Annotated in this window: 12 protein-coding genes; 4 read left to right on the top strand and 8 right to left on the bottom strand. The window is 60.7% G+C overall.

The annotated features are described in order from the left end of the window. Nucleotides 1-5: 5 nt before the first annotated feature. A complete protein-coding gene (locus EJ576_RS30030) occupies nucleotides 6-131 on the bottom strand; it encodes a hypothetical protein (RefSeq protein ID WP_256656620.1) in 126 nt (41 codons plus the stop codon). Between the two features lie 200 nt (nucleotides 132-331). Between EJ576_RS30030 and EJ576_RS18525 the strand changes: the two genes are divergently transcribed. Next, the gene (locus tag EJ576_RS18525; RefSeq protein WP_126570836.1) at nucleotides 332-1,336 is read left to right on the top strand and encodes a pyruvate dehydrogenase; all 1,005 of its coding nucleotides are present in this window, start codon (nucleotides 332-334) and stop codon (nucleotides 1,334-1,336) included. 65 nt (nucleotides 1,337-1,401) lie between these two features. Here the strand turns inward: EJ576_RS18525 and EJ576_RS18520 are convergent, their stop codons facing one another. Then, nucleotides 1,402-1,872 (bottom strand): MarR family winged helix-turn-helix transcriptional regulator, encoded by a 471-nt coding sequence (locus tag EJ576_RS18520; protein ID WP_122729189.1) that lies wholly within the window; start codon nucleotides 1,870-1,872, stop codon nucleotides 1,402-1,404. A gap of 146 nt (nucleotides 1,873-2,018) precedes the next feature. On the opposite strand from EJ576_RS18520, the gene aceE reads away from it, so the two are divergent. Then, complete coding sequence (gene aceE, locus EJ576_RS18515; RefSeq protein WP_126570835.1) at nucleotides 2,019-4,679, top strand: pyruvate dehydrogenase (acetyl-transferring), homodimeric type; 2,661 nt, start codon at nucleotides 2,019-2,021, stop codon at nucleotides 4,677-4,679. A 1-nt stretch (nucleotide 4,680) separates the two neighbouring features. On the opposite strand, the gene EJ576_RS18510 is transcribed toward aceE, so the two are convergent. Together EJ576_RS18510 and EJ576_RS18505 are read right to left on the bottom strand one after the other, a co-directional pair. Next, complete coding sequence (locus tag EJ576_RS18510; RefSeq protein WP_122729193.1) at nucleotides 4,681-5,466, bottom strand: DUF2242 domain-containing protein; 786 nt, start codon at nucleotides 5,464-5,466, stop codon at nucleotides 4,681-4,683. An 89-nt stretch (nucleotides 5,467-5,555) separates the two neighbouring features. Beyond that, nucleotides 5,556-6,455 (bottom strand): LysR family transcriptional regulator, encoded by a 900-nt coding sequence (locus tag EJ576_RS18505; protein ID WP_126570923.1) that lies wholly within the window; start codon nucleotides 6,453-6,455, stop codon nucleotides 5,556-5,558. A gap of 119 nt (nucleotides 6,456-6,574) precedes the next feature. On the opposite strand from EJ576_RS18505, the gene EJ576_RS18500 reads away from it, so the two are divergent. After that, nucleotides 6,575-7,747 (top strand): MFS transporter, encoded by a 1,173-nt coding sequence (locus EJ576_RS18500; protein ID WP_122729197.1) that lies wholly within the window; start codon nucleotides 6,575-6,577, stop codon nucleotides 7,745-7,747. Here the strand turns inward: EJ576_RS18500 and EJ576_RS18495 are convergent. Together EJ576_RS18495 and EJ576_RS18490 are read right to left on the bottom strand one after the other, a co-directional pair. Continuing rightward, a complete protein-coding gene (locus EJ576_RS18495; RefSeq protein ID WP_122729199.1) occupies nucleotides 7,727-8,251 on the bottom strand; it encodes a GNAT family N-acetyltransferase in 525 nt (174 codons plus the stop codon). The two genes, EJ576_RS18500 and EJ576_RS18495, sit on opposite strands and share 21 nt — an antisense overlap. Before the next feature lie 89 nt (nucleotides 8,252-8,340). After that, nucleotides 8,341-8,835, bottom strand: coding sequence for a DUF2938 domain-containing protein (locus EJ576_RS18490; protein WP_122729201.1), 495 nt, complete (start codon nucleotides 8,833-8,835; stop codon nucleotides 8,341-8,343). Between the two features lie 79 nt (nucleotides 8,836-8,914). On the opposite strand from EJ576_RS18490, the gene EJ576_RS18485 reads away from it, so the two are divergent. Next, nucleotides 8,915-9,355: a helix-turn-helix domain-containing protein gene (locus tag EJ576_RS18485; protein WP_122729203.1), complete on the top strand. Its 441-nt coding sequence runs from the start codon at nucleotides 8,915-8,917 to the stop codon at nucleotides 9,353-9,355. A 48-nt stretch (nucleotides 9,356-9,403) separates the two neighbouring features. Here EJ576_RS18485 and EJ576_RS18480 read toward each other — a convergent pair whose 3' ends face one another. Further along, nucleotides 9,404-11,278 (bottom strand): SurA N-terminal domain-containing protein, encoded by a 1,875-nt coding sequence (locus EJ576_RS18480; protein ID WP_126570834.1) that lies wholly within the window; start codon nucleotides 11,276-11,278, stop codon nucleotides 9,404-9,406. A gap of 230 nt (nucleotides 11,279-11,508) precedes the next feature. Continuing rightward, on the bottom strand, nucleotides 11,509-11,781 hold the full coding sequence (locus tag EJ576_RS18475) for an HU family DNA-binding protein (RefSeq protein ID WP_003174819.1): 273 nt from the start codon (nucleotides 11,779-11,781) through the stop codon (nucleotides 11,509-11,511). Between the last annotated feature and the right edge of the window lie 12 nt (nucleotides 11,782-11,793).

Raw genomic sequence — 11,793 nt, 5'->3', positions numbered from 1 at the left:
CGATGTTACAGCTCTGTTGCATCGTCTGCGGGTTCCAGCGGGTCCAACTCGATCGCGTGGTACTCAAGCAGTTCTTCCTGGTAATCGTCCATGGTGGACTCCTTCTTGACGTTAAAAGCGGCTGTGAACAAATGACCTGCACAGCCAGCCTAAAGTGCCGTCATGACGAAAAAATGTCTACGCCATGACGTTCCTGCACTTAAGGATTAAACGTAGCAGCGTTACCGGGATTTAGCACCTGGGCTTTGAGGAACTATTGCAATGATTGCAATTGCAATTATGTACAAATTTCCTTTAGGGTAATGGCATTCGTCGCCAGGTGAACCTCCCGATGTCCGCCACTACTGCACACGCCGCGCAACTCTGTATCGACGCATTGAACACCACCGCCACCGTCGACAGCTCACCGCTGTATACCGTGATGAGCATGGCCAACACCCTGGAATTCAGCCGCCAAGCCTGGGTGATTCGCGGCCAGTCACACTCCCGGCGTGTGGGTAACTGGCCCAGTTGGTTTGCACGCAATACTGCCGAAAAACCCTTGCTGTACCTGCACAGCGCGCACTCGTCGGCGCAGTTGAGTGCGTTGTCGGACGCCACACAACAGCGCGGCATCCTGTGCAACGACATCGAAAACCAACCCTCCCGGTGGCCCAAGGGCGCGCAGCCTTCCCTGCCGTTATGGCTCGCCACCCACCCGCGCTGCACGCCGTATGACCCGGCCTCCGGCGAGGAAGCCCGAGCGATTGTACTGGCGGCGTTGCGTGGCCTGTATGTCGACGGCAAACCCGGGTTCTATTACCTGGCCCTGCATGATCATGAAAGCGCGGCGCCCCTGAGTGAACAGGACCGAGAAGCCGCGCTCAAGGGCATGTACCGACTCCAACCTGACACCCCTGCGGATGTGCGACTGCTCGGCGCAGGCCGGGCGCTTGAAGAGGTACTGCAGGCCAAGCAGCTGTTGGAACAGGACTGGGACATCACCGCGCAACTGTGGAGCTGCCCCAGCTACACACGACTGGCGCGTGAGGGTGCAGTGGCTGAACGCTGGAATCGCCTGCACCCCGGGGGGCCCAAGCGCAGTTGCCACCTGCGCGATTGCCTGGCCGGGAATGCAGCGCCAGTGATTGCAGTGACCGGCTATCCGCAGGCGATTGTCGATCAGTTAGCGGCGCACGTGGATGCACGCTTTGTGGCGCTGGGCGCGGGGTCGGTGCAGGCGGCGGCGCCGAATCGGTATTGGATTGTGGTGATGGCGCTGCGGGCGTTGGCGGATGAAGGGCGTATCGATCCGCAGCAAGTGCAGATAGCGATGAACCGGTATCCACTCATATGAACGGGAACACGATTAAAAATGTGGGAGCGGGCTTGCTCGCTCCCACATTAGATCTTCAGCACATTTCAGGTTTTGCGCCGGCTGCGGGTCTGTACCCCAGCCTCCATCGCCAGCCCCGCTGTGCGCTCCAGCGCATCGGCAAACCCTTGGCGCTGCCCCGGCTCGATCTGTGACAGGAACAGCTCATCCACCGTGCTTTCGTAGATCTTCCACATCTTTTTACGCAGCACCCGACCGGCCTCGGTGATCGAGGCGAATGCCGCCCGGCCATCCCCGTCGGAGCGCGAACGTACCACGAGGCCGTCTTTTTCCAGGCGGTCGACCAGACGCGTGAGGTTGTAGCGTTCGATGGCCAGCACATCAGCCAATTCGTGCATGCGGCGAGTGCCGTCGGGGCCGCTTTCCAAGCCCCACAGAGCGTCATACCAGGCATACGGCGGCAGGTCCGCCTCGGCCAGGCGACGCTCGATTTCACGGATGACCGTCCTGTGAGCCCTGACAAAACGGAACCATACATCAGGCTCTTTCGACGACATGCAACACCATCCGGGACATTTCAAGAAGGTTGCAATAGTAGCTCATCTCGCGCTAGATTCGGTCATATAGTTGCAATTGCAATTACTTTGGCCGGTACTCCCACAAGGAGCCCGCCACTTGAAATCCGCCTACCCTGGAGCCTCATATGACCCCGAACAACGCAGTCAGACGCGACGATGATCCACAGGAAACCCGCGAATGGCTCGAGTCCATCGAATCGGTGCTGTCCACCGAAGGCCGCCCGCGCGCGCACTACCTGATCGATCAGTTGCTGGATTTCGACGTGGCGCGGCATGGCGACTTCTACGGGCGGGTCACCACCCCTTACGTCAACACCCTCCCGGTGGACCGGCAACTGCCCTACCCCGGCAACCTGGCCATCGAACGTCGCATCAACGCCTATATCCGCTGGAATGCCATGGCGATGGTGCTCCGCGCAGGTAAACACTCTGGTGTCGGCGGGCATATTGCGACCTATGCGTCAGCCGCGGTGCTGTATGACGTAGGCTTCGATCACTTCTTCCGTGGGCGTACCGATACCTTTGACGGCGACCTGGTGTACATCCAGGGCCACTCCTCCCCCGGCATCTATGGCCGCGCCTACCTGGAAGGCCGCATCAGCGAAACGCAACTCGACAACTTCCGTCGCGAGGCCGGTGGCGAGGGCATCTCATCCTACCCGCACCCACGACTGATGCCGGACTTCTGGCAATTTCCCACCGTGTCCATGGGGCTCGGGCCCATCACCGCCGCTTACCAGGCGCGTTTTATGCGCTACCTGGAATTGCGTGGCCTCAAGCAACACCAGGGGCGCAAGGTCTGGGCCTTCCTCGGTGATGGCGAAATGGACCAACCGGAATCACTGGCGGCCATCTCCCTGGCCGGACGCGAGAAACTCGACAACCTGATCTTCGTGGTCAACTGCAACCTGCAACGCCTGGACGGCCCCGTGCGCGGCAATGCCAAGGTGATCCAAGAGTTTGAAAGCCTGTACCGCGCCGCCGGCTGGAACGTGATCAAAGTGATCTGGGGCGGTGGTTGGGATGCGCTCTTGGACAAAGACACGACCGGGCTGCTGCGCCAACGCATGATGGAATGCGTGGATGGCGACTATCAGAACTACAAATCACAGAACGGCGCTTACGTGCGCGAACATTTCTTTGGCAAATACCCGGAATTACTAGCGTTGGTTGCAGATATGTCCGACGACGAAATATGGAAACTCTCACGAGGCGGGCACGACCCGGACAAGGTCTACAACGCCTACGCCGCTGCCGTACGCCACACTGGCCAGCCCACTGTGATCCTGGCGAAAACCGTCAAGGGTTTTGGCATGGGTGAAGCCGGTGAAGGCCAGAACATCAACCACCAGCTCAAGAAGATGGGCGCAGAGGCAGTAAGAGCTTTCCGCGACCGCTTCGGCCTGGAAGTGGCCGACGACCAGCTTGCCGACATTCCGTACATCAAACCTGCCGCTGACAGTGAAGAAGCCCGCTACTTCGCTGCACGCCGCCAGGCCTTGGGCGGCTATGTACCAGCACGACACAGCGCGGTCGAATCGTTGCAAATCCCTGAGCTGAGCGCCTTTTCTACCCAGCTCAAGGACACGGGCGAGCGCTCGATCTCCACCACCATGGCCTTTGTGCGTATCCTCGGCACCCTGCTCAAAGATCCGCATCTGGGCAAACTGATCGTGCCCATCGTGCCAGACGAGTCACGCACCTTTGGTATGGAAAGCCTGTTCCGTCAGATCGGTATCCACTCCGCCGTCGGCCAGCTCTATACCCCACAGGATGCAGGGCAACTGAGCTACTACAAGGAAAGCAAAGACGGGCAGATCATGCAGGAAGGCCTGAATGAGTCCGGCGCCATTTCCTCCTGGATTGCGGCCAGTACGTCCTACAGCAACCACGGCCTGATGACGGTGCCGTTCTATATTTTCTATTCGATGTTCGGCTTCCAGCGGGTCGGCGACCTCGCCTGGGCGGCAGGCGATGCGCGTGCGCGTGGTTTCCTGCTGGGCGCTACGGCCGGACGCACCACGCTGATGGGTGAAGGCTTGCAGCACGACGATGGGCACAGTCACATCCTGTCGTCGGTTATCCCGTGCTGCGTGTCCTACGACCCGACGTTTGCCTACGAGTTGGCAGTGATCATTCACGAGGGCATGCGGCGCATGTATGTGCAACAGGAGGACATCTACTACTACATCACCCTGCTCAACGAAAACTACCCGCACCCGGCAATGCCAGAAGGGGTGGAAGACGGCATTCTCAAGGGGATGTACCGGCTGAGTGGAAGCAACCAGGCGCAGGTGCAACTGATGGGCAGTGGCTCAATCCTGCGCGAGGTGATGGCTGCGGCTGACCTGCTGGAAAAGGACTTCGGCGTGCGCAGCAATGTATGGAGCGCAACCAGCCTCACCGAATTGCGCCGTGAGGGGCAAGAGGTGGAGCGCTGGAACCTGCTACACCCGGATAGCGAGCCACGAATGAGCTATGTGGAGCAATGCCTGGCCGGGCAAACCGGGCCGGTGGTGGTGGCGACCGACTACATGAAGCTCTTCGCCGATCAGATCCGCGCCTTCATTCCCGGTCGGCGTTTTGTAGCGCTGGGCACGGACGGCTTCGGGCAATCGGATACCCGTGAAACCCTGCGGGCGTTCTTTGAAGTGGACCGGCACTTCATCGTACTGGCGGCCTTGAAGGCATTGGCGGATGACGGCGTCATAGGGCGTGAAAAAGTCAGTGAAGCCATCAGCCGCTACGGGATCAACGTCGACAAGGCGAATCCCGTAGCGGTCTGAGTTACTGCGCAGGCGTCGGCAGCGGCGGAATGGCTTCTGTCGGCGGTGGCAGCTCGGGATTGGTTGGCGCAGGTGCAGGCTCGGCCTGCGGTGCAATCGGCGCAGCCTCGACAGGAGGTGCCACCGGCTGTGACACAGTGGGCTCTTCCTTCGGCGGCTCGACTTTCTCGGCGACGGGCTCGGCGACGGGTGCGGCCTTAGGCTCCGGCACGCCAAGCTCAGCCTTGGGCTTCTCAGGAATGTTCTCGGCCTTCTTCACCTCTTGCGGCAGGAACACATCCACCAGCGCAAAGTAACGCTCGTAGAACTTCGGCGCGGACACGGTCTCGCTCGCCACTTTCACCATGGAGTCATCGGTGGAGCCGATCGGCATCGACACCGAGCCCAGCACGCCCACACCCAGGCTCGCGGAGTTGTTGACCTTCTTCAGCGCGTAGCGATCCTGCAAGGCGTTGGCGAACATCGTCGAATGGTGGGTGCCTTTGCCATCATCGGCACACACCACATTGAAGCTGATCTGCAAGTGGGTCTCACCGGTCTGCTGGAAGCTCTTGTTGCCCACCACCAGTTTCGGGTCGCTGCTGGTGATGATGTAGCCCTGGCTCAGCAAGGCACGCCGCGCGGCTTCACACGCTGCGACGTCCGTGACCGGGTAATCCCTGGAAAACGTGCCGGAGTCGTCGAAATTCTCATGTTCATAAATGGCGGTCTTGGGTGACGAGCAGCCCGCGGCGCCCGCCAGCACCAGCGCCAGCCCGAGGCTACGCAAGTGAAATGATGTCGACATTGAAAATCCTGAGGAAAACGGTCCGGGCGGTATTGTGCAACAGAACACGGCCTTGGCGCGCGCATTCCTGTCGGTAAAACGTCACTGCCTTACACGACACTGCCCGTAGGAAACAGCCCGGCACATATATGATCAATAAACACGCGCAGTTTGGCCGAAGCGTGGCGACTGGATGGCCAGAGCATCCAGAAACTGCCGCGGTGCTCCAGATAATCATCCAGCACCCTTTGCAGGCGTCCCTCGCGCACGGCTTGGTTGACCATGTAGTCCGGCAAGCAGGCAATGCCCAAGCCTTCGTGCACCACGTGGTTGAGGGACTCGATGGTGGTACTTACCAACGGCGCACGCAAGATGGGCTCGGCGGCACCCGGTGCAAGCCGCAATGGCCAAGGTTCCAGCTTGCCGGTCGCGCAGAACTTGTGGCGCAGGCAGGCATGCTCGCGCAAGTGCTGCGGCTGTAGCGGAGTGCCATATTCGCGAAAATAGCCCGGCGTGCCCACCAGCACCAACTGGTAATGCCCCAGGTGACGGGCCATCAGCCGCGAATCTTCTGGCTTGCCGGTGCGAATCACCGCGTCGAACCCTTCCTCGATCACGTCCACCATGCGGTCGGAAAAATCCACATCCAGCTCGATGTCCGGGTAGGCGCGCATGAAATCGCTGAGCACCGGCATCAGCAAGCCACGCACTTGCGGCAGGCTGATACGCAACTTGCCCCGAGGGGTGGCGCTGGCTTCGCTCAACTCTCGCTCGGCGGCTTCGACCTCGGCCAGGATGCGTCGCGAGCGCTCAAGGAACAGCGCGCCTTCGCTGGTCAAGGTGATGCTGCGGGTGCTGCGGTGAAACAACCGCACACCCAGGCGCTCTTCCATCCGCGCGATGCTTTTGCCGATGGCCGAAGACGATACGCCCAGCACCCGCCCGGCGGCGGTGAAGCTGCGGGTCTCCGCGACCTGCACGAATACGGAAAGGCTGCCCAGGCTGTCCATGAAAGGGTCCTCGATGATTGCGGACATTCAAGTCCGATAAGTTCGGAACCTTAGCCTGTTTTTCCGCCAGACACAGCCCCCTACTCTGGCGCCTTGCCCTCTTGCATGGACAGAGCACGATGACTGCCCTCACCGATTCCCCCGTAAACGCCCGACCCGAAACACTGCCGCTGGGCGGTCTGCTTGCCCTGGCCAGCGCCGGCTTCATCACTATCCTCACCGAAGCCATGCCCGCCGGGCTCCTACCGCAAATAGGCGAAGGACTGGCCGTATCGCCCGCACTGGTCGGTCAAATGGTCACGCTGTACGCACTGGGGTCACTGCTGGCGGCCATTCCACTGACGCTGTTGACCCGAGGCTGGCGACGTCGCCCCTTGCTACTGCTGGCCATCGGCGGCTTCGCCTTGGTCAACAGCGTGACCGCCGTTTCCAGTCACTACGGGCTGACCCTGGTGGCGCGCTTTTTTGCCGGTGTATTTGCCGGCCTGCTGTGGGCGCTGCTGGCCGGTTATGCCAGCCGGATGGTTGCGCCACACCTGCAAGGCCGGGCAATTGCAGTGGCCATGCTTGGCGCACCGCTGGCGCTGTCGCTGGGTGTACCCGCAGGCACCTTCCTCGGGGCCGCCGTTGGCTGGCGCCTGAGCTTTGCGATCATGACCGGACTGACGCTGGTGCTGTTGGCATGGGCGCGCTGGCAACTCCCAGACTTCGCAGGCGAACCGGCAGGAAAACGCTTGGGATTGCATCAAGTGCTGAAGTTGCCGGGCATTCGTCCGGTGCTATGGGTGACGTTCACCTACGTACTGGCCCATAACATTCTCTACACCTACATCGCACCGCTGCTGGCGCCAGCAGGAATGGCTGCCGATATCGACCAGGTGCTGCTGGTGTTCGGCCTTGCGGCGTTATTGAGCATATGGCTGGCTGGCGTGCTGATTGATCGATGGCTGCGCGTGCTGCTGCTGATCAGTTGCGCGATGTTTGGCCTGATTGCCTTGGCGCTGGCGTTCTGGATCAACCTGCCAGCGGTCATCTACGTCGCCGTGGCGTTATGGGGCCTGGCGTTCGGCGGGTTGCCCGCATTGCTGCAAACGGCACTGGCCCAATCGGCGGGCAAATCGGCCGATGCCGCGCAATCGATGCTGGTGACCTTCTGGAACCTGGGCATAGCGGGCGGCGGCGTGGCAGGCGGGGTGTTGCTGCAGGGTTGGGGCGTCGGCGCATTTGCCTGGGCGGTCATGCTGCTGATGTTGCTGGCCTTTGCCGGTGCGCTAAAGACTGCGCCCCAATAACTGGCCCGGCCACCCCTCCACGTCGAACGTTGAGAGGCGCTCATACCCACAAGACTCATAAAACCGTACCAGATCGCCGCTCCCACCACCGTAGCAATCTACCCGCAAACGCTGCACTCCCAAGGCACGGGCGCGCTCATCGGCGAAAGCCATGAGACGCCGGCCCAGGCCACGTACACCGCTATCGCGTGCGGCGATCAGCAGACGCACGTACACCTCCGGCTCAGTTGCCGCAGGCACATAGGGCATAGGCTCACCCAGGACCAATGCTGCGTGAATGCGCCCGTCAGGGCCTTCCACGACCCAAGCGCCGGGCAATGCGCAAGCTTCAGTCACCTGCACGACGCGCCGGGGCGACGTCGACCAGGGCTCAGTGCCCCATTGGCCATGGTTGCCGATGGCGACAAACCAGGCAATCACCTCGTCGAACACCTGCAATACGGCCACAGCGTCCTTCGCGCTGGCACGGCGGATCGCCAAACTGTCGCTTCCTTGAGTCCACATGTTTGAACACTCCTTCGTCAGTGGCCCTCCAGCATCCCTGTTAAACACAACTGGTTACAAGTCCTCATCGCACAGTACTGCTGCCTTACCTACCCCACTGTTTGCGCAAGCGTCGCAGCCGAAAGGTACAAACCGCCACCAAACACGCCATGAGACACCAAGCTTCGCAGGCGATTTCTCCAAGGCGTGGCCGTGCGAGACGCCGCCACACCCGCGCCCATGGCCGGCTGCAGGACGAAGTAAGGAATCACCACCGTGACCGTGCCCACTATCAGCGCAGGCCATCCCGTAGGCACATGCAACCATTGCACGCCGTAGAGGCCCACCAGCAGCGCCGCAAAGGCGATGCCGACGGCATAGTGAATCACCCACCCCAAGGAGGCTTCCCCACGTACCGGCGTCGCCTTGCCGATACTGGCATGGGCGAACGTGCCACGACCAAGGTGGCCCGCCCATCGACCCACCATGGCGTAGTCCAGCGTCGCAACTCCCAAGGTTTTCAGGAGCAGCGACCACGCGTCCATCACGACGGTCGCACCCACTCCGACCAATACCAACCTGACGCCTTCTGCCATCGACAACATTGCCTGCCCTCTGATTGATGAGACTCTCGTTCACAGGCAGGATAGAAGTTGAAGTCAACTTCAAGTCAAGGGATGCATAATGGATATCTCAGAAGTGGCCCGACGTACCGGACTACCCTCTTCCACCGTGCGGTTCTATGAAAAGACCGGGTTGATCGCCGCGACCAGCGCGCCCGGTGAACGACGGCACTTCAAACCCGATGTGCTCGATCAGTTGGCGCTGATTGCCCTTGGGCAAGCTGGCGGCCTGTCCCTGGACGAGATCCGCAGCATGCTCCCCTTCGAGGGCCCATTGCAGGTGGACAGGCAGCTGTTGCTGGACAAGGCCGACAGCATAGACGCGACCATCAAGCGCCTGAAAGCGATGAGCCTCGGGTTGCGCCACGCTGCAGAGTGCCCCGCGACTGACCATGGCCAATGCCCGAACTTCCAGCGTCTGCTAAAAGTCGCCGCAGGCAGACTGAAAAGGAGCAGGACGACGGGGGCCTCACAAGCGAGCAGCCCACTCCAGCGCCCATAAAAAAGCCCCCGGTCTTTTCAGGCCGGGGGCTTCTTGTTCAAACCGACATCAGAACTTCTTGATGTCAGCCTTGGTTTCCAACTGCTTGCGGTACGCCGCGAAGTCCTGCTGACCGACACGGGAGGCGAGGAAGCGGCGGTATTGCGCCTTTTCTTCGTCCGTTGGCGCCGCGGCTTCGTTGACGCCGTTCAAGCGCACGATCACCAGGCTACCATCCGCCAGGCTCACAGTGGTGAAGGTCGGCTTGTCCTTGGCCGCAGGCTTGGGCATGCGGAACAGGGCTTGCAGCACGGCAGGGTCGATCGCTTCCTGGCTACGGGTAGCCGCTTCAGTGACCTTCCACGCCTGGCCGTCGACCGGCTGGTTCAGCGGGGTCTTGCCATCACGCAGGCTGGCGATCAGCTCGTCAGCATGAGCCTTGGCAGCCGCGCTGGCGCGCTCCTTGGCCATCTGCGTGCGAATCGCCGCATTGACGCTTTCCAGCGGCAATTGCGCAGGCTTCAGGTGCTCTTTGGCACGCAGCACGATGATGGTTTCCGGGTCCAGCTCGATGGCGGTGCTGTTGGCACCTTCATCCAACACCTCCGGGCTGAACGCAGCAGTAACCACGGCACGGTTGGCCGCAACACCTTCGCCACCGTCACGGCCAAACGGCGCGGAGGTGTGAACGGTCAGCTTCAGGTCGGACGCCGGCTGGGCCAGGTCGGAGGCTTCGAATGCCGCATCTTCCAATTGCTTGGTCGCTTCAACAAAACGCTGCTCAACCTGTTGGGTTTTCAGCTCTTTGGTCAGCTTGTCTTTCAGGCTGGCAAACGTCGGCACTTGCGGTGCCTCAACGCCCAACAGCTTGATCAGATGCCAACCGAAGGTGCTGCGCACCGGTGCCGAGACCTGGTCTTTGTTCAACGCGTACAAGGCGGTTTCGAAGTCCGGGTCGTAGACGCCTGGGCCGGCAAAGCCGAGGTCGCCGCCACTGTTGGCCGAACCCGGATCCTGGGAGAACTCCTTGGCCAGGGCTTCGAACTTCTCACCCTTGGCCAGGCGTGCCTGGATTTCCTCGATCTTGGCCTTGGCTTGCGCGTCGGTGACCTTGTCGTTGACTTCAATCAGAATGTGCGCGGCATGACGCTGTTCAGCGAGGTTGGCGGTTTCTTTCTGGTAGGCCGCCTGCAGCTCCTCGTCCTTCACGCTGACCTGGTCGAAGAAGGAAGACTTCTTCAGTTCCAGATAATCGATGACCACCTGGTCCGGAGTCATGAACTCTTTGGCGTGCTGGTCGTAGTAAGCCTTGACCTCATCGTCGGTGAGTTTCACCGCGGCAGGGTTGGCCTTGATGTTGACGGTGGCGAAGTCGCGGGTCTGTTTTTCCAGACGCGCAAATGCCAGCACTTCGGAATCGGTGACGAAACCGCTGCCGGCAATACCTGCGCGAACCTGGCCGATCAGCATTTCCTGGGTCAGCATCTGACGGAATTGCATACGGCTGTAGCCGAGTTGACGGATCACCTGGTCAAAGCGTTCGGCGCTGAACTTGCCGTCCACCTGGAATTCCGGCGTCTGCAGGATCACTTGGTCAAGCGCGGCTTCAGAGAAGCCAAACTTGGAATCGGCGGCGCCTTGCAGCAGCAGCTTGCGATCGATCAGGCCCTTGAGGGCCGCTTCGCGCAGCAGTTTTTCGTCCAGCAGGGAAGCATCGAAATCCTTGCCCAGCTGTTGCATCAGCTGGCGACGTTGCATGTCGACGGCCTGGCTCAGCTCGGTCTGGGTGATTTCTTCACCGTTGACCTTGGCCACGTCCTGCTTACTGTTACCCGAAGCCTGGAAAATGGCCTCGATACCGGTGAACGCCATCAATGCGACGATGATCCCGATAATGGTCTTGGCAATCCAGCCTTGTGAATTGTCCCTGATATTTTGCAGCATGCGTCCCCCAGAAACGGTTGAACTTCAGAAATTGGCAACCGTGGAGCGTGGGTAGAGTACGGATATAAGAAAGGCGCATCCAAGGATGCGCCTTCTCGCAACTGGCGGAGCGGACGAGGGCTTTGGTTCTCCCCCCGGCTTGGCGACCCGATGCATACACGGGTCTGCTGCCGCTCCGCTCCCAGGTTGAACCTGGGTTCGACCTGGGTAGGTAAAGGCTGTATCGAAGCTTAGTTAACGGCTTCTTTCAGGGCTTTACCGGCTTTGAAACCTGGTTTCTTGGCAGCAGCGATCTGCAGTGCTTTGCCAGTCTGTGGGTTACGGCCAGTGCGAGCTGGGCGGTCAGTCACAGAGAAAGTACCGAAGCCTACCAGTACCACGGAGTCGCCGGCCTTCAGAGCGCCAGTGACGGATTCGATTACTGCATCCAGCGCACGGCCAGCAGCAGCTTTCGGGATATCAGCGGATGCAGCGATAGCATCAATCAGTTCCGACTTGTTCACTCTAAGTCCCCT

The organism is Pseudomonas sp. C 49-2, from assembly GCF_003970195.1.
Classification (GTDB): Bacteria; Pseudomonadota; Gammaproteobacteria; order Pseudomonadales; family Pseudomonadaceae; genus Aquipseudomonas; species Aquipseudomonas canadensis.
The sequence above is the reverse complement of the archived record's forward strand: the minus strand, read 5'-3'. Positions and strand labels throughout refer to the sequence as shown.

Excerpts from the sequence above, each read along its gene's own strand:
- EJ576_RS18495 (WP_122729199.1), bottom strand. The coding sequence starts at position 8,251 with ATGTGGACTCAAGGAAGCGACAGTTTGGCGATCCGCCGTGCCAGCGCG.
- EJ576_RS18525 (WP_126570836.1), top strand. The coding sequence starts at position 332 with ATGTCCGCCACTACTGCACACGCCGCGCAACTCTGTATCGACGCATTG.
- EJ576_RS18480 (WP_126570834.1), bottom strand. The coding sequence starts at position 11,278 with ATGCTGCAAAATATCAGGGACAATTCACAAGGCTGGATTGCCAAGACC.
- aceE (WP_126570835.1), top strand. The coding sequence starts at position 2,019 with ATGACCCCGAACAACGCAGTCAGACGCGACGATGATCCACAGGAAACC.
- EJ576_RS18500 (WP_122729197.1), top strand. The coding sequence starts at position 6,575 with ATGACTGCCCTCACCGATTCCCCCGTAAACGCCCGACCCGAAACACTG.
- EJ576_RS18490 (WP_122729201.1), bottom strand. The coding sequence starts at position 8,835 with ATGTTGTCGATGGCAGAAGGCGTCAGGTTGGTATTGGTCGGAGTGGGT.
- EJ576_RS18520 (WP_122729189.1), bottom strand. The coding sequence starts at position 1,872 with ATGTCGTCGAAAGAGCCTGATGTATGGTTCCGTTTTGTCAGGGCTCAC.
- EJ576_RS18510 (WP_122729193.1), bottom strand. The coding sequence starts at position 5,466 with ATGTCGACATCATTTCACTTGCGTAGCCTCGGGCTGGCGCTGGTGCTG.
- EJ576_RS18505 (WP_126570923.1), bottom strand. The coding sequence starts at position 6,455 with ATGGACAGCCTGGGCAGCCTTTCCGTATTCGTGCAGGTCGCGGAGACC.
- EJ576_RS18485 (WP_122729203.1), top strand. The coding sequence starts at position 8,915 with ATGGATATCTCAGAAGTGGCCCGACGTACCGGACTACCCTCTTCCACC.